Below are 23,698 nucleotides of genomic sequence, written 5' to 3'. Positions count from 1 at the left end.
TGCTCGGATCGTCTCGCCATCGAGCCCACCGCGGCCGCCCGACCCCCACGCACCGGAGAATCGCCATGACACAGCAGGTCACCCCGCCCCCCGCCGGCTACCCCTACCCGTCGATGCCGCAGGGTCCGGCCGGTCTGCCCTACGGCGGCCCACCCCCCGTTCCGGGATACGGGGGTTACGCTCCGCCACCACCCGTGCGCAAGGGCTCCGCCGGCAAGGTGATCGGCATCGTCGCGGCCGTGGCCGGCGCGCTCGTGGTGGCGTTCTTCGCCTACGTGATCGTGTTCGGGAACCCCGTGGTCTCCGCCGACGAGGTCGAGTACCAGATCGCCCAGCAGTACGGCGTCACCCCGAGCCAGATCAGCTGCCCGTCGTCGCTCGAGGGCGAGGTCGGGGCGCAGATCACCTGCACGGGCACCGACGCCGGCCAGAGCACGCCGCTGCTCGTGCAGGTCACGGGCGTCGACGGCGACAACGTGAACTTCAGCATCACCCCGCAGTGAGGCCGGGACGCCGTCCCGCGGTCATCATGACCCGATGACACCGCCGTCCCCGCCACGCCCGTGAGCGTGGCGGGGACGGCGGCGCTCGTCGCCGGCCCGGTCCTGCTCGGAGCCATCACCCAGCGCACGACGGGGCTCGGCCTCGCGCTGGTGGGCGGCCCGTTCCTGGTTGCCGTGCTCGGACCCCGCGACGGCGTCTCCTTCGGCAACGCCCTGCAGGTCGTGCTGTGCCTGATCGTCCTGATCCGGACGCACCGGGGCGTCGACCTCCGCGCGGCGGGCCTGCTGCTCGCGGGCGCCGTCGTCGCCGTACCCCTCGGAGCGGTCGTCGTCGACGTCCTGCCGGAGGGACCGCTGCTCGTCGTGGTCGGCCTGCTCGCGCTGGCCGCGGTCGCCCTGTCGCTCGTGCCACGCCTCGGCGCCTGGCTCGACGGGACGCGCGGCGCCGTCGCCGCCGGGGCCGTCGCGGGCTTCGTCAACGTGACCGCCGGGGTCGGCGGCCCGGCGATCTCCGCGTTCGCGCTGGCCCGCCGCTGGAGCATCGAGGTCTTCGTACCGACCGCGCAGGTCGTCCTGCTCGTCATCAACCTCGTCGCGCTCGTGAGCAAAGGTGCCCCCCCGCTCGGCGGCGCGGTGTGGGTCACCGGCCTCGTCGGCATCGCGGTGGGCGTGGTGCTCGGCGACGTGGTGCACCGGCGGCTCGCCCCGCGAACGGCTCGCCGGGCGGTCATCGTGCTCGCGCTCGTCGGCGCCCTCGCGACGGTCGTCCGGGGGGTGCTGGTGTTCTGAACGGGTTCATCTCGGTGGGTGACCGGGCGGTCGCTGCGGGTGGACAGGTCCGGGCGACCCGGGCACAGTGATGGAAGCCACCGCAGCTTCACCCCTTCGAGGCGAGCGGACGATGCCTTGCAGGAGAGGTGGCTCCCGCGATGACGACGCCCCGAACCGGCGGCGACGCCGATGCTCGATCGCTCAGGATGGTCGCCGACGACGAGCTCCATCCCGGACTGACCGTCGCCCCGACCCAGCCGCGCCGTGGACTCGTGCTGGTCCGCGTCCTCGGCGAGATCGACATGCTCACGACCCGGCACCTCCACGAGACCCTCGACGGGGCCGTGGCCACGGTGGCCGGCGACCGCGACGGTGACGCGACCGCCCCGGACGAGACCCCGTCGGTGGTGTGCGACCTCGAGGGCGTGACGTTCCTCGGCGCGTCCGGCCTCGACACGCTTGCGGCCGTCCACGCGAGCGCGGCCACCCGCGACGTGCACCTCGTGCTCGTCGCCTCCCACCGGACGGTGGTGCGCCCGCTGCAGCTGACCACGCTCGACCGCCGCATCACGGTGACCCCGTCGCACCCCTCGTTGTCCCGCCACGTCGACGCCGGGCGGGTGACCCGGTGACCGCGGTGACGCGCCCGGAGGCCGACCAGTCCTCGGGCCAGCCCCCGGAGCTCGGCGCCGCGATCCGGGCCGCGCTCGAGCACCTCGCCGACCTGACGCAGCCCCCGCCGGCGGTCCTCGACGGGCGGCTCGACCACATGCTGCGCACGGCGGTCGTCGCGCAGGCCGGACGGTCGACGCGGGCCCCCGGGGACCGGCACCGCCTCGCGATGGACGAGGTCGCCGTCGCGGTGCGGACGGCGTGCGCCCACCTCGCCGCCCGCGAGCTCGAGGACGCCTACCTCGCGTTGCGCGCGGCGGCCGACCGGCTGCCCCGCGTCGCGCGCTGAGCGCGCCTCACCACTGGAATCCCTCCCCGGCGCCCTGCCGGATCAGCTCCGGCTCGTCGCCGGAGAGGTCGATGACCGTCGTCGGCTCCGTCCCGCACTCCCCGGAGTCGAGGATCGCGTCGAGCTGATGACCGAGCCGCTCGTGGATCTCCCATCCCGTGGTCATCGGCTCCTCGGTGTCGGGCAGGAGCAGGGTCGACGAGAGCAACGGTTCGTCGAGCTCGGCCAGCAGGGCGTCGACTACCGGGTGCTGCGGGATCCGGACCCCGACCGTGCGCTTGCGCGGGTGCAGGAGCCGGCGCGGCACCTCCTTCGTCGCCGGCAGGATGAACGTGTAGCAGCCGGGCGTCGCCGCCTTCACCGCGCGGAACACCGGCGTCGAGATGCGCACGAACTGGCCGAGCTGGGCGAAGTCGCGGCACACCAGCGTGAAGTGGTGGTGGGCGTCGAGCCGGCGGATGGTGCGGATCCGCTCGAGGCCCTCGCGGTTGCCCACCATGGCGCCCAGCGCGAAGCAGGAGTCGGTCGGGTAGGCGATGAGCCCGCCCTCCCGCAGGAGGTCCACGGTCGCGCGGATCGCCCGCCGCTGGGGGTTGCGGGGGTGCACCTCGACCCAGCGGGCCGTCGTCGTCGCCGCCATCGCCGCAGCCTAGGAGCAGGCCCTGACACGCGGAACTCCCCGGACCTGCGGATCGAGGGGATTGGGAGCACCCCGGTCGGGGCACTCCGAGTTGTGCCGTGACCGGAATGAGACCTACAGCGGACGCGATCGAGATGCCGTTACTGCATCCGGACCACCATGGTCGCGCTGGAGGAGGAACTCGAATGGGCGCCCACCGTAGCGAACCTCGCACCCCCGCCATCCCCCGACTCCTCGGGCGTGGCGCCGTGGCCACCTCGGCCGCGCTGGCCCTCGCCGGCTCCGGCACCGGACTGGCGCTGGCGACGCCCAGCGACGACGACTCCGGTTCCGGATGGGACGCGTCGTCCTCCGGCCACGGGAGCTCGGGCCACTCGGGACACCGCAGCGCGACGACGTGCGAGCCCGGCGACGGCCTGGTCGGCGGGCTGCTCGGCGACCTCGGGCTCGGGGGCGGCCGCAGCGACGGTGACAGCAGCGGCCGGCAGGCGAGCTGCGACGCCGGCGGCTCGTCCGACTCACCCTCCGACTCCGACCCGCAGCGCTCGACCTCCGACGACGGCTCCCGGTCGGGTGCCGACTCGCAGCAGGCGAGCCGGTCCAGCTCCTCGCCGACGACGCGCGTCCCGCAGTCGAACCCCGACGACGAGCCGCCCGAGTTCGGTCAGACGAAGATGCTCCCCATTTCCGTGGGCTGACACCGCGGGCCAGACTCCTCGCCCGTGGACGACCTCGTGGCCCCCTGGCGGCTGGCCGACGCGCGCGGACCCGACGCCCTCGCCCGCGCGCGACGGCGGATCGCGGCCATCGACGCCGACGTGCGCGCCTGGGTCACGCCGGTCCCGCCGACGGACGCCACGACCGGACCGTTGGCGGGCGTCCCGGTCGGCATCAAGGACATCGTGGACGTCGCAGGCGTCCCGTCCCGCTGCGGTTCGCCGACCCGCGACGACGCGGCGCCGGCCACCGAGGACGCCGCGATCGTGCGGATGCTGCGCGACGTCGGCGCCGTCGTGGTGGGCAAGACCGTCACGACGGAGTTCGCGTGCTTCGATCCCGGCCCGACGCGCAACCCGCACGATCCCGCGCGCACGCCGGGCGGCTCGTCCAGCGGGTCGGCGGCCGCCGTCGCCGCCGGCATGGTGCCGCTCGCCGTCGGCACCCAGACCGCGGGCTCGGTGGTCCGGCCCGCGTCGTTCTGCGGGGTCGCGGGCCTCGCGGTGGCCCGCGGGACCCTGCCGACCGACGGCGTGAACCCGCTCGCGCCGAGCCTCGACACCCTCGGGCTGTTCGCCGCGACCGTCGAGGACGTGGCGCTCGCCCGCGCCGCGCTCGCCGGCCGTGCGCCCGCCCCGGCGCTCGAGGCGGCCCCGCGACTCCTCGCCTGGGACGGCACCGACGTCGCGGACGTGTCCCCGGCCATGCGCCGGGCACATGCGGAGGCGGTGGAGCGGGCCCGTCACCATGGCGCCGAGGTCGCGTCCTGGGACATCGATCTGGGCGTGGCGGTCGCCGACCACCGCACGGTGATGGCGGCGGAGGCCGCGGGCGTCGTCCCGGCCGTGCCCGGGCTGGGGGCGCGCCTGACCGCGATGCTCGAGGAGGGCCGCGCGGTCCCCGAGGACGTCCTGGCCGGCGCCCGGGAGCGGAGCGCCGCCACGCGCGCCACGGTGCTAGCGCGGCTCGACGACGCCGACGCCGTCGTCGTCCCCGGCGCCCTGGGGGTCGCCCCGCTCGCCACCGAGGGCACCGGCGACCCCGTCCTGTCCCGTCCCTGGCACCTGCTCGGCCTGCCCTCGCTCGCCGTGCCCGGCGCGCGGGACGAGGACGGCCTGCCCCTCGGGCTCGCCCTGATCGGTCACCCCGACAGGGAGGACGCGCTCCTCGCCGTCGGGCGGTGGCTGGAGGACCTGCTGCGCGACGTGGGCGGAGACGTGTCCCGCGACCGGTGAGGGCGCGTCCGCGACCGGGCCGGTCGGGCGACTCTTCCGTGAGAATGCTTCGAATTTCGGAGCGTTTCCGTCAGAGCGAGGACGTCTTCGTGAGATAGCCCTCTCCCTGATGTCGACGGCGCTCGACTCCGACATGCGCCCGGCCCCGAGATCGCTCTCAGCGGCGGGTCGACGGTGGCTCGTCCGGTGGGGCCGCGTGACCAAGCAGCCTGACGACCGCCTCAAGGCGTCTTTTCGCTGCGCCGATGGAACTGGTTAATTCGTTCTCGCGCCACCCGTATGGCCTAATCCATTCACTCAATGTGCGTAGTGATCTGCATCACAGACGCGGCATACTGCATTCCCCGTGATCTCGCGTGGTTGACCACCCCAGGCGCCGAGGTCGTTCGGTTGGTCGATTCGATGTGAAGAACTGCGGAGAGGCGTCGAGGCAGTGACCACATGGGAGATTGCCCATATCTCCTGGGAGGGGACTGGGCGAGGGAAGCATCGGTGCGTCTACTTCAGTCATCGGCCCCCGTGGTCGAAGCTTGCAGGTGAGGCGCTCTACGACGTCATGCGGCAGCTTGGTGACGACGGGTTCGAACTGGTCGGGCACAGCGGAGATTCCGGCTGGAACGCGTGGTGGTTCAAGAGGCCCGTGAGCTGAGCGCAGCACGGCGACCGCTTCGTTCTCGCCCGAGGTGTTGGGTCGAATTCGACAGAAGGCGTCGGAGGTCGCCCCGGGCTGTCGCGGCCGATTCATCCAAGAGATGGAGGAGGGAGCGCGATGAGCGACCATGTGCTAGAGAAGCTCTCTGAACTCGGGCGGTTGCGCGCGGCAGGTGTCATCGACGACAGCGAGTTCGCGCGCTTGAAGGCCGAGATCCTCGCGCACCCTGCCCTGCCCGCCGCGTCGCCACGCGAGACGGTCTGCCTTGCGCTGCGAGACATGGGACTGCAGCCTGAGATCGATCAGGACGGTGACATCACCTTCGGTCACCGCGGTCTGCTCGTCGAGGTCGACCTCGAGCACGACGGTTCGACGTCCATGAGCCTCGTGTGTGACCCGGTGTGGGAAATCCGATCGCCTGCTGAACGTGAGCGAGCTCGCGACGCCGTGGAGCGCATCAACGCGGGCAGCCGGATGGCGCGTCTCCTCACGCACCCCGAGGAGAGCGACGTGATTGCCGTCGTCCAAGGTTCTGTTGTCCGAACTCCGGAGCTCAATCAGCACCTCGGTCGGATGCTCGACAGCTTGACCGATTGCGTCGCGACGTTCAGAGGCCAGATGCGCGATCCACACCCGACAACGGTCGTGGCGGAATGGGACGAGCTCCACGTCGAGGCTCGTGAACTGGGTATGGCTGCTGGCCGGTCGATCGTGAGCAACGTCGTGGGCAGCCCAGCCCTGCTGCGGGCAGCATTCGTCGCCAACCAGACCGGGCCGTACGTCGAAGGTGGCGAGATCCTGAGACACGGGTTCGAGCACTTCGCCGGTGGTCCCGCCATCGAAGGGTTGGCCGGCACCGACCGTGAGTGGGCAGAGAGAGCCCTGGAGGAGATTCGGACCGAGCTGCTCGCCCACGGTTGGGAGCAGCAGGCGAGTGGTCCGCACTGGTACAGCTATCGATTCCGGCGTCGAGCTCAGTTCAGCGAAGGCGGGCCCCAGACGACCTGGCTCACGGCGGCGGCTGGCGGTGGCGACGGCCCGGCGCCCGACTCGAAGCGTCCGGCGAGTCAGATCGTGGCGCTGGGGCTGGTCGGGACGGCCGCCGCGGTCTCGCTCGTCGCCCTCTTGGTCGCGCTCGGTGCGGGAGGGGACGACGGGGTGATCTGGGCCGGAGTCGGGCTCGCGATCCAACTCGTCGTCGTGGTGGTGCTCTACCGCTCCTGGGAAGGGATGGGGCGCGCCTGGCGGGTCACGACCACCGGCGTCGGCGTGCTGGCGCTGCCGCTCGGCATCATCGTTGCTGGACTCGTCATCGTGGGGCTGGTCATCTGGATGATGGTCGTCTCCCTGGCCTCGATGACGTGAGGCGTCGCTGCCGGTCGGTGATGACGCTGTTCCCCGTCGTGCGCCGTCCTGGTTCTGGTCTCTTATCGTCGTCGAGGCTGGAGGACCTGCTGCGTCAGCGCGACTGACCGCGCCGCCAGCGCCGGAGACCCTCGACCGCCGCCGCGCCGCCCGCGATCATCAGCCCGCCCGACACCACCGTCACGAGCACCGTCGCCGTACCGGGCGGCACGAGCACGAGCGGCACCACGCCGACGAGGAAGAGCGCCAGCGACAGGCGGAACCAGGCGAGCAGCGTGCGCTCGGCCGCGAGGACCCAGCGCAGGTCGGGGCCGTCGTCGTCGAGATCCTGCTGGCGCTGCGCGGCCGGCTGTGCCACGGCACGGCTCCCTGGCGTGGGGCGGGCGGTGAGGGATGGGGGAGGCGTCTCAGCGCTCGTGGCGGCACATCGCGCTGGCGACGCGTGCGAGGTCCACGTGGCGACGGGCCACGAGTCGCAGGCGCAGCGCGGGCATGGTCAGGAGAGCCTGCCACGCGGCGGTCCGGGGAACCAGGGGCGACGCCGGGGGACACGGCGGGGGAGATCACGCCCACCGCGCGGCCCGGTGCGTGTTCCTCCTTGCCTGACGCGGGAAGCTGTGGTGCGTGGCGGACCGCGAGACCCGGACGACGGCTCCGGGCACCGGCGGTGACACCGACAGCCGTACGGACACCGAGCTCGACACCGAGTTCCAGCGGGAGTTCGAGGAGGAGCTCGAGCACCACCACCTCTGGCACCGCGAGGGCGCACGTCACCACTTCGGCGGCGACTCGCCGCTGCTCTCCCCGCGGATCGCCGCCCTCGTCCGGTACGTCCCGCGCGCACACCCGGCGGGCTTCGTCCTCGGCACCGCGTTCGCGCTCATCTCGCTCACGCCGTCGCTGATCCCCCGGGACTACCTCTTCCAGGGGCTCGCCACCGGCATCTCGGGCGGGCTGGGCTACGGGCTGGGCGTGGCCTTCGCCTGGTTGCTCGGGCGCACCGCGCGCTGGACCCGCCTGACCGGGCGCGTGCAGCGCGCGACGCCGCAGTGGTTCACCCCGGGCACGTGGCTCGTCCTCGTCGTCACCGCGCTGGTCGCGCTGCTGTGGATGCTGCTCGCGGGCGCGGCGTGGCAACGGCAGGTCGCGGCGCTCATGGGGATCGACCAGCCGACCACCGACGGGTGGCTGCGCGCCGGGCCGGTGGCGATCGTGATCGCCGGTCTGATCGTCGGCTTCGGGCGCGGCGTGCGCTGGCTCGCGGGCCGGGCCGCGGACCTCCTACGGCGTCGTGCCCACCTGCCCGCGCAGGTCGCGACCGTCGTCGGGACGGTGCTCGTGGTCGTCCTCGTCGCCACCGTGATCGACGCCCTGGTCCTGCGCACCGGGCTGCGCGCCGCCGACGCCGCGTTCAGCGCGACCAACGACCAGACCTACCCCGGCGTGGTCGCGCCCGCCTCGCCGCTGCGCTCGGGGTCGCCGGCCTCGCTCGTGCGGTGGGACACCCTGGGGCGCGAAGGGCAGGACTTCGTGGCCGGCGGGCGCACCCTCGCCGACCTCGGCGCGGCGTCCGGACGCGCCCCGGTGCCCCCGATCCGCGCCTACGTCGGGCTGATGTCCGCGTCCGGCCCGGAGCAGCGCGCCGCGCTCGCCGTCGCCGAGCTCGAGCGCACCGGGGCGTTCCAGCGCTCGGTGCTCGCTCTCGTGACCACCACCGGCACCGGGTGGATCGACGACCCGGTGGCCGACTCCCTCGAGATGATCTGGGGCGGGGACACCGCGATCGTCGCCACCCAGTACTCCTACCTGCCGAGCTGGCTGTCGTTCGTCGTCGACCGGTCACGTGCCGAGGCCGAGGGGCGGGCCCTGTTCGACGCGGTGCACGCCCGGGTCGAGCAGCTGCCGCCCGACCGGCGCCCGCGGCTGCTGGTGTTCGGCGAGAGCCTCGGTTCCCAGGGCTCCGAGGCCGCGTTCTCGAGCATCGACGAGGCCCGGGCCGAGGCCGACGGCGTGCTCTGGGTGGGGCCGCCGAACTCGAACCGCCTCCACGCGGCGCTCACCGCGCGTCGGGACCCCGGGTCGCCCGCCGTGCTGCCCGTGGTCGACGGGGGCCGGGATGTCCGGTTCGGGTCGACCGCGGAGGACCTGACACGCCCGGCAGGGGTGTGGTCTCCACCACACGTGGTCTACCTGCAGCACGCGTCCGACCCCATCGTCTGGTGGACGCCGACGCTGCTCTGGCACCGGCCGGACTGGCTCGCCGAACCCCGAGGTCGGGACGTCTCCGAGGCCGTCGACTGGTACCCCGTGGTGACGTTCTGGCAGGTCACCATCGACCTCACCAACTCGCTGTCGGTGCCCGACGGGCACGGCCACCAGTACCGGGAGGTCATGGTGGGCGGGTGGCTCGCCCTGGGTACGCCCCCGGGGTGGACCGATGCGGACACGCAGAGGGTGGCAGGCATGCTGGGGGTGTGACCGCTCCCCAGCACACGGCCACGCCCGGCTGCCCGGAGGCCGACACGACCACCGACGGGGCCAGGAAGCCCTCCCACTGGCGCCGCCTCGCCCCGCCGGCGGTGATCGCGGTCCTTCTCCTCACGTGGAGCAACCTCGCGCTCCCCGCCCTGCCCGCCGACCCGGTGCTCAAGGCCGTCTTCAACGTCGGCGGCGTCGCGGCGATGGTCACCGTGGCGCGCCTGCTCGGCCTGACCTGGGCCGACCTCGGCATCGGCCGCGGCACCTGGGCCGCCGGGCTGCGCTGGGGCGGCGCGGCGATCGGCGTCGCGGTGCTCGGCTACGGCGCCGTGCTCGTCGTCGCCCCGGAGATGCTCGAGAACCCCCAGCTCGCGGGCGCCTCTCCCGGCGCGCTACTGCTGCGCGGCCTCGTGCTCATCCCGCTGGGCACCGTGCTGGCCGAGGAGCTCGCCTTCCGGGGCGTCCTGCAGGGCCACTCGGTGCGCTCGCTGAGCGCGCGCGTCGCCCTGAGCACGACGGCCGTGGCGTTCGGCCTGTGGCACCTCACCGTCGCGATGGGCCCGTCGGCGGTGCCGCTGCCCCCGACCCTGCAGTGGACCTCCGCGCTGGCCGTCATCGCCGTGACGGTGCTGGGCGGCTTCGCCCTGGGGTGGTTGCGCCACCGCACCGGCTCGGTGCTCGCCCCGATCGGGTTGCACCTGGGCACCAATGCGGTCGGCCTCGTGGCGGCCGGGGTCGCGCTCGCGCACTAGCGCCGACGACGCGGGACACTCTCCCGATGACCGTCGTCGACAACGCCGTCTACGTGCGCGGCGAGCGGGAGAGCGAGCCCGACTCCCTCGACCGCACGCTGGCGCTGCTGCACGACCGGGACGGCACGCCCGAGGACGACGCGGGGTTCGCCTGGATCGGCCTGCTGCGACCCGACGCCGAGGAGCTCGACCGGCTGTCCCGCGAGCTGTCGCTGCCCTCGCTCGCCGTCGAGGACGCGGTGCTCGCCCACCAGCGGCCCAAGCTCGAGCGCTACGACGACGTCGAGTTCGTCGTGCTGCGTCCCGCCTGGTACGTCGACGAGGAGGAGGACGTCCAGGTCGGCGAGATCCACCTCTTCCTCGGCCGCGACTTCGTCGTCACCGTCCGGCACGCCGAGACCCCGGACCTGTCGTCGGTGCGCTCGCGGCTGGAGGCCGACCCCGAGCTGCTCGCCCAGGGGCCGCGCGCCGTGCTCTACGCGGTGCTCGACCGCGTCGTCGACGACTACCGGCCCGTGGTGCTCGGCCTGCGCGACGACATCGACCAGATCGAGACCCAGGTCTTCGGCGGCGACCCGAGCGTCTCGCGGCGCATCTACCAGCTCTCCCGCGAGGTCATCGAGCTCCAGCGCGCCGTCGACCCGCTGCGCGAGGTCCTCGACGGGCTGCTCGCCGAGTACGCCGACGACCCGGAGCGCATCGAGCTGCACCGGGGCCTGCGCGACGTCGCCGACCACACCGCGCAGGTCAGCGAGTCGGCCGACAACTTCCGCCAGCTGCTCGGCAACATCCTGCAGGTCAACGCGGCCCTGGTGGGCCAGCGGCAGAACGAGGAGATGCGCACGCTCTCCGAGACCAGCCTGGCGCAGGGCGAGGAGGTCAAGAAGATCTCGTCCTGGGCGGCGATCCTGTTCACCCCGTCGCTGATCGGGGCGATCTACGGCATGAACTTCGAGCACATGCCCGAGCTCGCCTGGCACCTCGGCTACCCCTTCGCCCTCGGCCTCATGGTGCTCGTCTCGCTCACGCTCTACCTGGTCTTCCGCAAGCGCGGCTGGCTGTGACCCGTCCCGAGCGCGCGCGCTCGTTCGGCGCGGCCGCCGAGGAGTACGACCGCCTGCGCCCGGCGCCCGTGCCGGCGGCCCTGCGCCGGCTGCTGCCCTCGCCGGACGTGAGGGTGCTCGACCTCGGGGCGGGGACCGGGCTCGTGACGCGGTCGCTGGCCGCCGAGGGGGTGGCGGACGTCGTCGCCGTCGAACCGGACGACGCGATGCGGGCGGTGCTCGCCGCGCGCAGCCCCGGGGTGGCGGCACTCGCCGGCACCGCCGAGGACATCCCCCTGCCCGACGCCTCCGTCGACGCCGTGGTCGCCTCGTCGGCCTGGCACTGGTTCGACCCGGAGCGGGCGACCGCGGAGATCGCCCGCGTGCTGCGCCCCGGTGGCGTCCTGGGCCTGCTGTGGAGCTTCGCCGACCCGACCACCCCGTGGGTGGCGGAGCTGCGGCACGTCCAGCGCGCCGATGACAAGGACAGCACGTCGGGCGTGGAGGACGGGTTCACGATCGATCTGCCGGAGGGCGCACCGTTCGGGCCCGGGACCTCGGAGGTGTTCCGTCACGAGACGTGGATGGCCGCCGACGACGTGGCGGCGATGCTGGGCACCTACTCGACGGTGCTGACCCTGTCGCCCGGGGAGCGGGCGGAGGTGCGTCGGCGGGCGCGGGCGGTGATCGCGCGGCGGGTGGGCACCGATCCGGTGCGGGTGCCGTTCGCGACGGCGTTGTGGTGTGCCACGCGGCGGCCTTCGGACATCTGAACGAGATCCACGCGATCGGGACCCCGGCCCTCGACTCCGGCGGGCAAGCGAGGTTAGCCTCCCCTCAGTGACGAGGAGGCGTGGATGACGCTGCGACTGCCCACGGCCGAGGTGACCGTGCTGCTCGGCGAGCCGATCGTGCGTCGGCGACTGATGGCGATGTTCGACGACTCGTCGTCGGCGATCCGCCGGGTCGCGGTCGACCCGGCGGCGGGGGTCTCGGAGCGGCGCCGCTGCCTCGAGGAGGCCGGCGACGCCGCGATCGTGCTGGTGGACCGGGTCACCGAGGGGCTCGACCACACCGGGCGGCGCGCCGTGCTCGGAGCGCTCGCCGGGCTGGCCGCCCGCGGTGCAACGGTCCTGGTCGACGACGACGACAGCGTGGCCGCCCTCGCCGTCGCCGACGGGACGCTGCGCGCCGACCCCGTCCGCGGGCTCGTGGTGGAGGCCCTGGCGGGGGCAGCGGGGTCGGTCGCGCCGCTCGAGGAGCTCTACCGCGCCTCGTAGGTCAGGCAGTCGGCGACGTCCTTGCCGGAGCCGATCTGCACCGACGACGCGGTGCACTCGAGCTTGTCGTTGAACTTGCACTCCGAGCGGTGGCAGGCGCCGACGACGCCGTTGGCGTCCACGCCACCGCGGAACGAGATCTCCACGAAGGTGCCGCACTTGGCGTTGTCGCCGGCGATCGTGATGGCGGCCGCGTGGCAGGCGGAGTCCTCGTTGTAGGCACAGGAGGACGCCGAACAGCCCTGGACCGTGGGCAGGCTCTGGGTCGAGGTCATGGCGTAGATCGTGGCGGGTCGACGACGCCTCTCGCCACGCAGTGAAGGCTGCCCTGAGCAGGGCGGATGCTCCCGGCGGCCGGTGGCGACCAGGGATGATGGCAGCGACACCCGCGGCAAACAAGCGGTAATGTGACCACGGTCACAGATCGCAGCACCCGTCCGGGCCTGTCGGACCAAGGATGTCCTGTCCTCAGTGCGGCGCGAGATCGCGGGGACTTCCCAGAACGGATCAAACGGTCCACGGTGACCCACACCACCGCCACCACACCACCGTCGAGGGGAGCGCCCCCGGTGACCGAGACCGTCCCGCAACCGAAGACGCACATCGGACAGAGCCTCCCGCGCCGTGAGGACGAGGCCCTCCTCACCGGCCGGGGCACCTGGACCGACGACATCGCCCCGCTGGGCACCGTGCACCTCGCGCTGGTGCGCAGTCCGGTGGCCCACGCCCGGATCACCGCGATCGACACCGCGGCGGCCCGCGAGCGCCCCGGGGTCGTCGCCGTCCTGACCGGCGTGGACCTCGCCGGCGAGTTCGTGGCCGGCATCCCGTGCGGCTGGCCGGTCACCGAGGACATCCTCGTCCCGGACCACCAGCCGCTGGCCCGCGACGAGGTCAACCACGTGGGCGACGCCGTGGCGGTCGTCGTCGCCACCGGCGCCGCGGCCGCTCGGGACGCCGCCGAGCTCGTCGTCGTCGACTACGACGAGCTGCCCGCCGTGGTCGACATCGAGGCCGCCCTCGCGCCGGACGCCCCCCTGGTGCACGAGGAGTTCGGCACCAACCACTGCTACACCTGGCCGCTCGCGGTCGGCGACGTCGACGCCGCGCTGGCGCAGGCCGACGTCGTGGTCGAGGGCCGCTACCTCCAGCAGCGCGTGATGGCCTCCCCGATGGAGCCACGCGCCGTCGTCGTCACCCCCGACGCCGTGGGCGGCGGGTTCACGATCCACACCTCCACCCAGGTGCCCCACTTCGTGCGCGACATCCTCGCGGCGATCTGCGGCGTCTCCGACACCAAGCTGCGCGTCGTCGCCCCCGACGTCGGCGGCGGCTTCGGCGCGAAGCTCAACGTCTACGCCGAGGAGGCGCTCGCGCTCGTCCTCGCCCGGCGGCTCAGGCGCCCGGTGAAGTGGACCGAGACCCGCTCCGAGCACCACCTCGCGACCACCCACGGGCGCGGGCAGGTCCAGTACATGACCGTCGGCGCGACACGCGACGGGAAGATCCTCGGCATGAAGGTCCGCCTCGTCGCGGACATGGGTGCCTACCTGCAGCTGCTGACCCCGGGCATCGCGGTGTTCGGGGCGTTCACCTACTGCGGGCTCTACGACTTCGGCGCCTACGACTTCTCGTGCCAGGGCGTGTTCACCAACCTCACGCCCACCGACGCCTACCGCGGCGCGGGCCGCTCGGAGGCCGCCTACGCCCACGAGCGGGTGCTCGACGACCTGGCCCGCGCGCTGGAGATGGACCCGGCCGAGCTGCGGCTGCGCAACCTGCACCCGCCGTTCGACGAGCCCCGGACCGTCCCGTCGGGCGTGCAGTACGACTCCGGCGACTACGAGAAGGCGATGCGCCGGGCCCTCGAGCTCGTCGACTACGACGGTCTGCGGGAGGAACAACGGCGCCGCCGGGCGGCGGGCGACCCGGTCGAGCTGGGCGTCGGCATCGGCAACTTCACCGAGTCCGGCGGGCTCTCCCCGTCGAAGGTCGCCGCGGGGGTCCGGCTGCAGAGCGGGGGCTGGGAGGCCGCGACGGTCCGGATGACCACCGCCGGGCGCGCCGAGGTCGTCACCGGCACGAGCCCCCACGGGCAGGGCCACGAGACGGCGTGGGCGCAGATCGTCGCCGACTCGCTCGGCATCGACCCCGGAGACGTGGAGGTCTTCCACTCCGACACGATGATCGCCCCGTTCGGCCGCGACACCTACGGCTCGCGCAGCCTCGCCGTCGGCGGGTCGGCGGTGTACGGGGCGGCGGAGAAGGTCGTCGACAAGGCCCGCAAGATCGCCGCGCACCTGCTGGAGGCGTCCGAGGACGACCTGCAGTTCACCGGCGGCGAGTTCTCGGTGGCGGGCACGTCGGGGCCGAAGATCACGATCCAGGAGGTCGCGGGCGCGGCGTCGCTCGCCGCGGACCTGCCCGAGGGCATGGAGCCCAACCTCTACGCCGACCACCACTTCGACCCGCCCAACTTCACGTGGCCGTTCGGCACGCACATCGCGGTCGTCGAGGTGGACACCGAGACCGGGCGGACCACCGTGCGGCGCTTCGTCGCCGTCGACGACTGCGGGCGCATCGTCAACCCGCAGATCGTCGACGGGCAGCTCCACGGCGGCATCGCGCAGGGCATCTCCCAGGCCCTCTACGAGCACGCGACGTTCGACGACGTGGGGCAGCCGACGGCGGCGACGCTCGCCGACTACGCGATCCCCGCGGCGAGCGACCTGCCGGCCTTCGAGCTCGACCAGACGGTCACGCTCTCGCCGACCAACCCGCTCGGCGCCAAGGGCATCGGCGAGTCCGGGGCGATCGGCTCGTCGCCCGCGGTGGTGAACGCGGCGATCGACGCGCTCGCGGCCCGGGGCGTCACCCACCTCGACATGCCGCTGACCCCGCAGCAGGTCTGGCGTGCCGTCGCGGGCGCGGCCAAGGTGATCGCATGACCGGGGCCACCACGGACACCGAGACGCGGTACGACCACGGCGGCGACGAGTTCGTCTACGTCGAGCTCTCGGCGGCGATGAGCCTGCCGGTGCACTTCACCTCGCTGGCGATCACGCGCCGGCTGGCCGAGGAGGCCATCCCCGGCGTCGAGGAGATCGCGCCGTCGAACGCGTCGTACATGGTCCGCGTCGACCCCGACCGGATCCACCCGCGCGACCTCGTGCGCGAGCTGCAGCGCATCGAGGGCGAGATCGGGACGCTCTCCGACGACCTCACGATCGCGTCGCGCATCATCGACGTCCCGATCATGCTGAACGACCCGTGGACCCACGAGGTCCTCATGAAGTTCCGCGACCGCCACCAGGACCCGAACGGCACCGACCTCGACTACGGGGCCCGGATCAACGGCTACTCCTCGACCGAGGACTTCATCGACGCGCTCGCCGCGTCGCCCTACCTGGTCACGATGATGGGGTTCGTCCCCGGGCTGCCGTGGTGCTTCCAGCTGGTGCCGCGGGAGCGCCAGGTCGAGGTGCCGAAGTACATCCGCCCGCGGACCGAGACCCCGGAGCGGGCCTTCGGGTTCGGCGGGGCGTTCGCGGTGATCTACCCGGTGAAGGGCGCCGGTGGCTACCAGCTCTTCGGCTCGGCGCCCGCGCCGATCTTCGACGGCGAGCAGCGCCTGCCGGACTTCGCCGAGAACGACTCGGTGGTGTTCTTCAAGCACGGCGACGTCATCAACTACCGCCGGGTCGACCAGGAGGAGTACGACGACGTGCGCGCCCAGGTCGACGCCGGGACGTGGCGCTACTCGTTCACGGAGCTGGAGTTCTCGCCGAGCCGCTTCCTCGCCGACCCGGACGGCACCAACGCCGCGATGAAGGAGGTGCTGTACGGGTGAGCGTGATCGTTCGTGACCCCGGGCTCGAGACGACGGTCCAGGACACCGGGCGGCTCGGCTACTACAGCATCGGCTTCCCGCCCTCCGGTGCGCTCGACTCGTTCGCCTACCACGTGGGCAACGCGCTGGTCGGCAACGCGCCGGGCGCCGCGTCCCTCGAGGCCGTCTACCTCGGGCCGACGCTCGAGTTCACCGAGGACACCGTCGTCGCCGTCACGGGTGCCGACATCCCGGCCTTCGTCGACGGCGAGGAGATCCCGCTGTGGGAGTCCGTCGCGGTGTCGGCGGGCTCGGTCCTGTCGTTCGGGCAGCTGCGCGCCGGTGCGCGGCCCTACGTCGCCGTCGCCGGCGGCATCGACGTGCCGCTGTACTACGGCAGCCGCTCGACCTACACGCTCGTCGGCATCGGCGGCTTCGAGGGCCGGGCGCTGCGGGCGGGTGACGAGCTGGCGCTCGGCTCCGACGCCCGCGACCCTCGCGGCGGTCGGCGGCTCGACCCGTCCGACGTGCCGGTGCACCCCTCGACCGCGGAGGTGCACCTGCTGGTCGGGCTGCACAGCTACCGGCTCACCGAGGACAGCCTCGCGCGGTTCACCGACACCGAGTGGAAGGTGACCCCGGACGCCAACCGCGTCGGCTACCGCTTCCGCGGCGCCGAGCTGGAGTTCGTGCCCCGCGAGCAGCCGTTCGGGGCGGGCAGCGACCCGGCCAACGTCACCGACTGCGGGTATCCCGTCGGGTCGGTGCAGGTGCCCGGCGGCGTCGAGCCGATCGTGCTGCTGCAGGACGCCGTCACCGGGGGCGGCTACGCGACGCTCGGCACCGTCGTCTCCGTCGACCGCGACCGGCTGGCCCAGACCAAGACCGGTGACAAGACGCGCTTCGTGCCCGTCGACCTCGACGGGGCGCTGCAGGTCCGCCGGGATCGTCACGCCGCGCTCGACCGCATCCGTTCCGCGCTCTCCTAAGGGGTCCCGCTCGTGGGCAGTCACAAGATCACCTCCCGGACGCCCGGCGTCTTCTACCACCGACCCTCGCCCGATGCCGATCCCTACGTGACGCAGGGTGCGTCGGTGGCGGAGGGCGACACGGTGGGCCTGGTGGAGGTCATGAAGACCTTCCACGAGGTGAAGGCCGACGCGGCGGGCACGGTGTCGGCGTTCCTCGTCGAGAACGAGGACGAGGTGACGATCGGCCAGGACCTGGTCGAGCTGGAGACGTGACGCTCTCGTCGGTGTTGATCGCCAACCGTGGCGAGATCGCCCTGCGCGTCGTGCGCGCCTGTCGGGAGCTCGGCATCCGGGCGGTCGCCATCTACTCCGACGCGGACGCGGAGGCCGCGCACGTGCGGATGGCCGACGACGCCGTGCACCTCGGCAAGTCGTCGGCGTCCAAGAGCTACCTCAACGCCGACGCGGTGCTCGCGGCGGCGAGGTCGTCGGGCGTCGACGCGGTGCACCCGGGCTACGGCTTCCTCTCCGAGCGCCCGGCCTTCGCCGCCGCGGTCGAGGAGGCGGGGCTGGTCTTCGTCGGCCCGCCGTCGTCGGTGATCGCGACGATGGGCGACAAGGCGGCGGCGCGGGCGCTGGCCCGGTCGGCGGACGTGCCCGTCGTCCCCGGGTCGGACGAGGTCGCGTCGGTCGACGACGCCGTCGCCGCGGCCGAGGAGGTCGGCTACCCGGTGCTGGTCAAGGCGTCGGCGGGCGGGGGAGGGCGGGGCATCCGACCGGCATCCTCGGCCGACGAGCTGCGCGAGGTCGTGGTCGAGGCCCAGCGCGAGGCCGCCTCGGCGTTCGGGTCGGACGCGGTCTACCTCGAGCGGGCGCTGCAGGGGCCCAAGCACGTCGAGGTGCAGGTCCTCGCCGACACCCACGGCAACGTCGTGCACTGCTTCGAGCGGGAGTGCTCGCTGCAGCGCCGCCGCCAGAAGATCCTGGAGGAGGCGCCGGCGCCGGGGCTGTCGGCCGCGCTGAGGGAGGCGCTCTGCGACGCCGCGGTCCGCCTGTCCCGCGAGGTCGGCTACGTCGGCGCCGGGACGGTGGAGTTCCTCGTCGAGGGGTCCGAGTACTACTTCATCGAGATGAACACCCGCATCCAGGTCGAGCACCCGATCACGGAGTGGGTCACCGGCCTCGACCTCGTCGCCGAGCAGTTGCGGATCGCCGGCGGCGCCGAGCTGTCGGTGGGCCAGGACGACATCGCGTGCCGCGGGGCCTCGATCGAGTTCCGGGTCAACGCCGAGGACCCCGACGCCGACTTCATGCCGTCGCCGGGTGAGGTCACCGGGTTGGAGCTCCCCGGCGGCCCGGGGGTGCGGGTCGACACGGCGCTGATGGCGGGCGACGTCGTGCCGCCGTTCTACGACTCGCTCGTCGCCAAGCTCTCGGTGTGGGCGCCGACCCGCGCGGAGGCCCTCGCCCGGGGCCGCCGGGCGCTCGCGGAGTACCGCGTCGACGGCCTGCCCACGACGATCGGCCTGCACCGGCGCCTGCTCGACGACCAGGCCGTCGTCGACGGGACCTACGACATCACGACCCTCGAGAGCTGGCTGGCGGAACGGTCGCCGTGACCAGGTAGTAGCCGATCGCCCCGAAGAGGCGCCCCTCGCGGTGGAGGGCCTCGACGGTGTCGGTCCAGCGGCGGCCGGCGGCGGCGTCGATGGCGCCCGCCGTCGCGGCCGCCGTCCCGATGCCGGCGAAGTACTGGACGGCGAGGTCTGGGGAGAACACGACCATCCGGCTCTCGATCAGGACATCGGTGAGCCCGAGGGCGGTGAGGTCGCCGCGCAGGTCGCGCACCAGGCGCGGGTTGACGACGGCGGTGTCGGCCTCGTGGGCGAGCACGGCGCGGACGAGCCCGGCGTCCGGCACGTTGACGGTGTTGGTGTCGAAATCCGGCTCGATGACGGCGATCCGCCCGCCGGGACGGGTCACGCGGACGAGCTCGGCGAGCGCCTTGTCCGGCGCGTCGAGGTAGATGAGCACGCGTTCGGCGCGGGCGACGTCGACGGCGTCGTCGGGGAACGGCAGCGCCTCCGCGTTGCCGGGGACGAGATCGACCTCGAGCCCGGCCGCGGCGGCGCGGCGGCGGGCCTCGGCGATGAAGTCGTCCGACAGGTCGATCCCGGTCACGGCGCCGCCGGGCTGCACGAGCCGCGCCAGCCGGAGGGTCTCGAGGCCGAACCCGCACCCCACGTCGAGGACGTGACGGCCCGGCCCGGTCCGCGTGCGCTCGATCGCGAGGGCCTTGAGCTCGCGCAGCAACGGGAGCCGGTCGAAGGCCTCGAGCGCCGCGACGTACGTCGCCTCGGCGGAGTGGTCGATGTCGGTGAAGTCGTGCAGCGAGATCGCCGGCGCGGCGGGCTCGGGGGTGTCCTGGACGGGCAAGGCGCCTCCTCGGTGACGTGGATCACGCTAGCGTGGTCCGGGTGACCGTGGATGTCCTCCTGGACGGTGTGCGGGCAATCTGCCTCGCCCTGCCGGAGGTCACCGAGGCGCCCACGCACCGCGCTCCGACCTGGTTCGTGCGCCGCCGGTCGTTCGTGAAGTTCGTCGACCCGGCGGAGCACCGCCTCGACGAGCCGCACGTCGCCCTCTGGGCGGCGGCCCCGCCGGGCGCGCGCCACGAGCTCGTCGCCGCCGACCCCGAGCGGTTCTTCGGCCCGCCCTTCGGCGGTCGCGACTGGGTCGCGATGCGCCTGGACCTCCGGTCCGGCGAGCCGCCGTGGGACGAGGTGCGCGAGATCGTCGCCGACGTCTACCGGCAGGTGGCGCCGACGACGTTGGTGGCCCGCCTCGGGGCGGATCAGCCCGGAGGCTCGCTCGGCGGGTGACCGACGCCGCCGAGCACGCGGGACACCTCCTCGCCGGTGTCCGGGCCGACGACACCGTCGGGGGTGAGCCCCCGTCGGCGCTGCCAGCGCGCGACGGTCTGCGCGAAGACACGGCTCGTCGGCGAGGCGCCGCCGAGGAGTCCGGCCGCGGCACGGTGACCGGGCCACCCGCGTGCCCCGGAGTAGGAGGAGTTGAGGCGCACGGCCCGCGCGAGCGCCTCCTCCTCGAGCTCGGTGTCCTCGAGCTCGCGCTGCGTCGCCGTGCCGTCCCGCACCTTGACGACGGCGAACATCCGGCACCTCTCGCCGGGCTGCTGCGGCAGCAGGAACCCCTGCGCGTCGAGGTCGAACGACTTCACCTTGACCCGGTCGCCGACGTTGCCGCCGATCGCGGTGATCCGGCGGGCGGCGCGGTCGACCGACGTCACGACGTCGCAGTGCGTCGGCCAGGCCGTCCCGTTGTCGATCGTCGCGTAGGTGACGCCGCCACAGCCCGCGCTGCCCTCCCGGTCGGCACAGACGAGGTCGCCGAGGTCAGGAGTGATCTTCTCGACCGGATAGGCCCAGAAGGGGTTGGCGGTGTCCCCGGCCTCGGCGTTCTTCTTGGCGGCGGCGACGTACACGCGGTGCGCGGTGCTGTAGACGAACGACGGGCCGGCGCCGGCCTGCCTCATGACCCAGCTGATGAACACCGCGCTCCACGGGTGCCCGCTCTGCCAGGACCCGCTCTGCAGGTCGGACGCGGACGGGAGGGGGACGTCCGGGACGGCGCGGTAGTACTCCTGGAGGACGGCGGTCATCGCCGGATCGGTCTCCGTGCGGGTCCCCCACCGCGCCGGCTCCCGCTGCGCGACCTCGACGATGCGGGCACGCAGCGAGCCCGCGGAGGGTGGGGCCGCTCCCGGCGCCGGGGGTCCGTAGACGCGGCCCGGTGCCGGTGCCGGCTTCGCCGGAGCCCCGGCGCGGTGCGCGTCGATCGCGGCGATGTCCCGCCGGGCGGCGTCACCCGACGCGTACGACCACCGCGCCCAGGTCCCCCGGACGTCGACGTGGGCGTAGGTCGCCCCGATCCCGACGGCGACGTCGCGCCCGCAGGCGTCGAGGAGCGCCTTGGCGAGATCGAGCCCCGACATCCCGGCGACGCTGATGTCCGCGGCCTGCCCGCTGCAGTGGCGGCTCTTCGTCGGCGTCTGCCCCCGTCCGCGGTAGAGCTCGACGTTGCGGGCCCACGACCGGTAGCCCGAGCTCACCGTGACGGGCTTGCCGACGCGGTCGCGGACAGCCTGCAGGCACCGGACCAGGGCCGGGGAGATGCGGGCGACCTCGGCGGCCCGGCCGCCGCTGCTCACCAGCTCACCGACGGTGAAGTTGGGTGCGAGCCGCCGGCTCCGGACCGCCGAGCCGGTGGCGAGCAGCGGGAGCCCGGTGCCGTTCGGGTCCCAGTGCTCCTGGTCCTTGCCGGTGGCACCGGTCGCCGGGGAGAGGGTCACCCCGGACGGGAACGCCTCCTCCTCCACCGGCGAGGCGGCGAGCTCCCACTCGGCGAGCTCGACCTCCCCGGACTCGCCCTCCTCGCCCAGCTCCTCGGCCTCCGGCTCCTCGGCCTCCGGCTCCTCCCCGGCGGGACGGAAGACGCTCGGCGCCGTGCTCCACGTGGTCTCGGGCACGGTCCGGACCTCGTCGGCCGGCGCGGCGAAGGACTCGGCCCAGTCCCAGGTCAGCGGTCGGGTCATGATCGGCTCCTGGACTCAGAGACGCGCAGGCGGGCGGACGCCGTTGGTGGTGGTCGCCGGCGCGACCGGGGGTCCGGTGCCGTTGGAGGACGCGGTGGTCCCGGGCGACACGGGTGACACCGGTGACGAGGTGTCGGGAAGCCGGAGGGGCTGCGACGACGGCGCCGCGGGGGTGCTGACCCGCACGCCGGCGTCCTTGAGGGACTGGCCCGTCGCCGACTGCCACAGGTCGATGAGCCGGTTCATGGTCTCCCGGATCACCGGCGGCGAGGAGCCGCGGCGATAGAGGAGCTCGGCGTCTCCGGGGTCGGTGAACCGCCCGGCTTCGATGAAGATCAGGATCGGGGAGACCAGATCGGCCAGCTCGAAGAGCTCGCGTGCCCGTCGCGGCGGCGCGATGCCCACGCGCTGGGCGATCCGACTGAGCCGGTCGGCAGCGTTGCCGATGGCACCGACACCGGCCTGGAGGTCGGCGACCACCTGGTTGTCGGTCTCGACGAGGAGGTGGAACCAGCTCATCGTCGTGACGTAGGTGAACTCCTCGCGGGCGAGCATTCCCGAGCGCCGGCGCATCCCCATCATCTCCTGCAGGGTGCGGGCGAGGTAGGCGATGTACGAGCTGTCCGTCGGGTTGGCACCGACGGCGTTGGAGTCGTTCTCGATGGCGAGCCAGACCTGCCGGAGGAACTCGACCCACACGTCGGTGAAGCCGAGGTTCGCGGTCGGGCCGACGTCGGTCTTCCACGGCTGGCCGTCGATCCCCGCCGGCGCGTGCGGGAGGTCCATCCCGAACATCCGCCAGTAGGCGTTGCGGCGGTTGATCACCGGCTCGGGGCGGAGAGCGCTGACCGTGCTCGTGACGGCGAACAGTGGCGGGTCACGGAAGAAGAGCTCCTCCGTGGCCCGCAGCCAGCTGTAGGTGGTGTTCGAGACCGCCTCGAGCGTCTCCCCGACGACGTAGCGGCGGACGACCTCACGCACGACCTCCGCGACACCGGTGCTCTCGACCAGGTAGGCGTAGATCAGGTGATCCCACGGCAGCGCCAGGGTGCCGCCGATTCCGCGGGCAGGTGCCGGCGAGAACTCACCGGGGACATCGACACCGGAGCGCAGGGCGTCGAGAAGACCACCGTTGACCTCGTCAGGCAGCGCGATGCGGCGGACCGTCTCCTCCGTGATCGCGGTGGGCTCCTGGAGTCCCTGTGTTCCCGTTGCGAAGCCGGGCCAGTTGGCCTGACCGCCCTGGGCCCAGGCCTCCTCGAGCCAGCGGCTCAGCTGGAGGGGATGAACGGTGTAGAGGCCGTCGGCGTTGGGCGGGTCGGAGGGCGAGACCGACAGCAGACGGGCGAGCGTCCGGAACATGTTGTCTCTCCTCAGAGGACGACGGGCGGTGTCGAGGGCGAGGTCTTCCGGGGCGCGGGTGAGCCGACGAGCCGCACATCGCCGAACGCGTCGAAGGCACGCAGCCGGACGACGTCGACGGCCGTGATGGTCCCGTCCGCGAACTCCCGCCGGTCCTTCGATGTCGCGGCGACGGCGATGCGCCAGACCTCGCGCCGCCGGACCGTGTAGCCACCGATCTCGGTGATCTCCGGGGGAAGCGGTGCGGCGAGCTCGAGGCGTCCCGACGTGAGGGAGATCCAGTGGAATCGGCCGGGCCGGTCTTCCTCGAGCGGCCGTCCCAGACCTCGGAGGACAGCGCGGAACTCGGCCTCGATGCTCAGCTGTCTCTTGTCGAACGGCCGCTGGTCGGGCGTGACGGCGCCGTTGCGCAGGAAGGTCGTCAAGGCGTGGATGGCCTGCGCGATCTCACCGGGTCCGGGGATCTGGTTCTTGTCGCCCGGGGGGTCGGGTGGAGGAGTCATGGCGGGTCCTTGTCGTCGTCT

General features: G+C 73.2%; 26 protein-coding genes. 18 read left to right on the top strand and 8 right to left on the bottom strand.

All coding sequences use genetic code 11. From position 1 onward, the window contains the following. The first annotated feature begins 194 nt into the window (after positions 1-194). The 4 genes from WCD41_RS07760 to WCD41_RS07745 all read left to right on the top strand — a co-directional run bounded on the left by WCD41_RS07760 (position 195) and on the right by WCD41_RS07745 (position 2,235). Positions 195-503, top strand: coding sequence for a DUF4333 domain-containing protein (locus tag WCD41_RS07760; RefSeq protein ID WP_337712832.1), 309 nt, complete (start codon positions 195-197; stop codon positions 501-503). A 66-nt stretch (positions 504-569) separates the two neighbouring features. Continuing rightward, entirely contained in the window at positions 570-1,292 is a 723-nt protein-coding gene (locus WCD41_RS07755; RefSeq protein ID WP_337712831.1) for a TSUP family transporter, read from the top strand. 140 nt (positions 1,293-1,432) lie between these two features. Then, positions 1,433-1,906, top strand: coding sequence for an STAS domain-containing protein (locus WCD41_RS07750; protein ID WP_337712830.1), 474 nt, complete (start codon positions 1,433-1,435; stop codon positions 1,904-1,906). Further along, the gene (locus WCD41_RS07745; RefSeq protein WP_337712829.1) at positions 1,903-2,235 is read left to right on the top strand and encodes a hypothetical protein; all 333 of its coding nucleotides are present in this window, start codon (positions 1,903-1,905) and stop codon (positions 2,233-2,235) included. The genes WCD41_RS07750 and WCD41_RS07745 overlap by 4 nt, the downstream gene beginning before the upstream one ends. 7 nt (positions 2,236-2,242) lie before the next feature. Here the strand turns inward: WCD41_RS07745 and WCD41_RS07740 are convergent, their stop codons facing one another. Then, positions 2,243-2,875: an L-threonylcarbamoyladenylate synthase gene (locus tag WCD41_RS07740; RefSeq protein ID WP_337712828.1), complete on the bottom strand. Its 633-nt coding sequence runs from the start codon at positions 2,873-2,875 to the stop codon at positions 2,243-2,245. A gap of 248 nt (positions 2,876-3,123) precedes the next feature. Between WCD41_RS07740 and WCD41_RS07735 the strand changes: the two genes are divergently transcribed. The 3 genes from WCD41_RS07735 (at position 3,124) to WCD41_RS07725 (ending at position 6,844) form a co-directional block, all read left to right on the top strand. Then, a complete protein-coding gene (locus tag WCD41_RS07735) occupies positions 3,124-3,573 on the top strand; it encodes a hypothetical protein (RefSeq protein WP_337712827.1) in 450 nt (149 codons plus the stop codon). A gap of 24 nt (positions 3,574-3,597) precedes the next feature. Continuing rightward, entirely contained in the window at positions 3,598-4,827 is a 1,230-nt protein-coding gene (locus WCD41_RS07730; RefSeq protein WP_337712826.1) for an amidase, read from the top strand. 769 nt (positions 4,828-5,596) lie between these two features. Next, positions 5,597-6,844 (top strand): SHOCT domain-containing protein, encoded by a 1,248-nt coding sequence (locus tag WCD41_RS07725; protein WP_337712825.1) that lies wholly within the window; start codon positions 5,597-5,599, stop codon positions 6,842-6,844. Between the two features lie 94 nt (positions 6,845-6,938). On the opposite strand, the gene WCD41_RS07720 is transcribed toward WCD41_RS07725, so the two are convergent. Together WCD41_RS07720 and WCD41_RS31105 are read right to left on the bottom strand one after the other, a co-directional pair. Then, on the bottom strand, positions 6,939-7,202 hold the full coding sequence (locus WCD41_RS07720) for a DUF202 domain-containing protein (RefSeq protein WP_337712824.1): 264 nt from the start codon (positions 7,200-7,202) through the stop codon (positions 6,939-6,941). A 49-nt stretch (positions 7,203-7,251) separates the two neighbouring features. After that, on the bottom strand, positions 7,252-7,338 hold the full coding sequence (locus WCD41_RS31105) for a putative leader peptide (RefSeq protein WP_373695106.1): 87 nt from the start codon (positions 7,336-7,338) through the stop codon (positions 7,252-7,254). A 130-nt stretch (positions 7,339-7,468) separates the two neighbouring features. Between WCD41_RS31105 and WCD41_RS07715 the strand changes: the two genes are divergently transcribed. The 5 genes from WCD41_RS07715 to WCD41_RS07695 all read left to right on the top strand — a co-directional run bounded on the left by WCD41_RS07715 (position 7,469) and on the right by WCD41_RS07695 (position 12,397). Next, complete coding sequence (locus tag WCD41_RS07715) at positions 7,469-9,322, top strand: alpha/beta hydrolase (protein WP_337712823.1); 1,854 nt, start codon at positions 7,469-7,471, stop codon at positions 9,320-9,322. Then, positions 9,319-10,074, top strand: coding sequence for a CPBP family intramembrane glutamic endopeptidase (locus WCD41_RS07710; protein ID WP_337712822.1), 756 nt, complete (start codon positions 9,319-9,321; stop codon positions 10,072-10,074). The genes WCD41_RS07715 and WCD41_RS07710 overlap by 4 nt, the downstream gene beginning before the upstream one ends. Positions 10,075-10,100: 26 nt before the next feature. Beyond that, positions 10,101-11,138 (top strand): magnesium/cobalt transporter CorA, encoded by a 1,038-nt coding sequence (gene corA / locus WCD41_RS07705; protein ID WP_337712821.1) that lies wholly within the window; start codon positions 10,101-10,103, stop codon positions 11,136-11,138. Next, positions 11,135-11,890 (top strand): class I SAM-dependent methyltransferase, encoded by a 756-nt coding sequence (locus WCD41_RS07700; protein WP_337712820.1) that lies wholly within the window; start codon positions 11,135-11,137, stop codon positions 11,888-11,890. The genes corA and WCD41_RS07700 overlap by 4 nt, the downstream gene beginning before the upstream one ends. Positions 11,891-11,974: 84 nt before the next feature. Next, a complete protein-coding gene (locus tag WCD41_RS07695; RefSeq protein WP_337712819.1) occupies positions 11,975-12,397 on the top strand; it encodes a hypothetical protein in 423 nt (140 codons plus the stop codon). On the opposite strand, the gene WCD41_RS07690 is transcribed toward WCD41_RS07695, so the two are convergent. Beyond that, positions 12,382-12,672, bottom strand: a complete 291-nt coding sequence (locus WCD41_RS07690; RefSeq protein WP_337712818.1) for a DUF1540 domain-containing protein — start codon at positions 12,670-12,672, stop codon at positions 12,382-12,384. The two genes, WCD41_RS07695 and WCD41_RS07690, sit on opposite strands and share 16 nt — an antisense overlap. Positions 12,673-12,966: 294 nt before the next feature. On the opposite strand from WCD41_RS07690, the gene WCD41_RS07685 reads away from it, so the two are divergent. From WCD41_RS07685 to WCD41_RS07665, 5 genes are read left to right on the top strand one after another with little or no spacing between them, the layout of a single operon-like run. Further along, a complete protein-coding gene (locus WCD41_RS07685) occupies positions 12,967-15,345 on the top strand; it encodes a xanthine dehydrogenase family protein molybdopterin-binding subunit (protein ID WP_337712817.1) in 2,379 nt (792 codons plus the stop codon). After that, on the top strand, positions 15,342-16,247 hold the full coding sequence (locus WCD41_RS07680; protein WP_337712816.1) for a 5-oxoprolinase subunit B family protein: 906 nt from the start codon (positions 15,342-15,344) through the stop codon (positions 16,245-16,247). The genes WCD41_RS07685 and WCD41_RS07680 overlap by 4 nt, the downstream gene beginning before the upstream one ends. Further along, a complete protein-coding gene (locus WCD41_RS07675) occupies positions 16,244-17,215 on the top strand; it encodes a 5-oxoprolinase subunit C family protein (RefSeq protein ID WP_337712815.1) in 972 nt (323 codons plus the stop codon). Before WCD41_RS07680 ends, WCD41_RS07675 begins: the two co-directional genes overlap by 4 nt. Before the next feature lie 12 nt (positions 17,216-17,227). Beyond that, positions 17,228-17,470, top strand: a complete 243-nt coding sequence (locus WCD41_RS07670; RefSeq protein ID WP_337712814.1) for an acetyl-CoA carboxylase — start codon at positions 17,228-17,230, stop codon at positions 17,468-17,470. Positions 17,471-17,481: 11 nt separating this feature from the next. Next, complete coding sequence (locus tag WCD41_RS07665) at positions 17,482-18,816, top strand: acetyl-CoA carboxylase biotin carboxylase subunit (protein ID WP_337712813.1); 1,335 nt, start codon at positions 17,482-17,484, stop codon at positions 18,814-18,816. Here WCD41_RS07665 and WCD41_RS07660 read toward each other — a convergent pair. Next, the gene (locus WCD41_RS07660; protein WP_337712812.1) at positions 18,776-19,633 is read right to left on the bottom strand and encodes a methyltransferase domain-containing protein; all 858 of its coding nucleotides are present in this window, start codon (positions 19,631-19,633) and stop codon (positions 18,776-18,778) included. The two genes, WCD41_RS07665 and WCD41_RS07660, sit on opposite strands and share 41 nt — an antisense overlap. Before the next feature lie 41 nt (positions 19,634-19,674). Here WCD41_RS07660 and WCD41_RS07655 point away from each other — a divergent pair, with 41 nt between their 5' ends. Beyond that, on the top strand, positions 19,675-20,079 hold the full coding sequence (locus WCD41_RS07655; RefSeq protein ID WP_337712811.1) for an MmcQ/YjbR family DNA-binding protein: 405 nt from the start codon (positions 19,675-19,677) through the stop codon (positions 20,077-20,079). Here WCD41_RS07655 and WCD41_RS07650 read toward each other — a convergent pair. Genes WCD41_RS07650 through WCD41_RS07640 form a run of 3 tightly spaced genes read right to left on the bottom strand, consistent with a single transcriptional unit; the run spans position 20,052 to position 23,677 of the window. Further along, positions 20,052-21,812, bottom strand: coding sequence for a DUF2272 domain-containing protein (locus tag WCD41_RS07650; protein WP_337712810.1), 1,761 nt, complete (start codon positions 21,810-21,812; stop codon positions 20,052-20,054). The genes WCD41_RS07655 and WCD41_RS07650 overlap by 28 nt on opposite strands. Before the next feature lie 15 nt (positions 21,813-21,827). Next, complete coding sequence (locus tag WCD41_RS07645) at positions 21,828-23,174, bottom strand: hypothetical protein (RefSeq protein WP_337712809.1); 1,347 nt, start codon at positions 23,172-23,174, stop codon at positions 21,828-21,830. 11 nt (positions 23,175-23,185) lie between these two features. After that, entirely contained in the window at positions 23,186-23,677 is a 492-nt protein-coding gene (locus WCD41_RS07640) for a hypothetical protein (RefSeq protein ID WP_337712808.1), read from the bottom strand. Between the last annotated feature and the right edge of the window lie 21 nt (positions 23,678-23,698).

Origin of the sequence: Actinomycetospora aeridis, from assembly GCF_037400275.1 — a bacterium.
Lineage (GTDB): Bacteria > Actinomycetota > Actinomycetes > Mycobacteriales > Pseudonocardiaceae > Actinomycetospora > Actinomycetospora aeridis.
The sequence above is the reverse complement of the archived record's forward strand: the minus strand, read 5'-3'. Positions and strand labels throughout refer to the sequence as shown.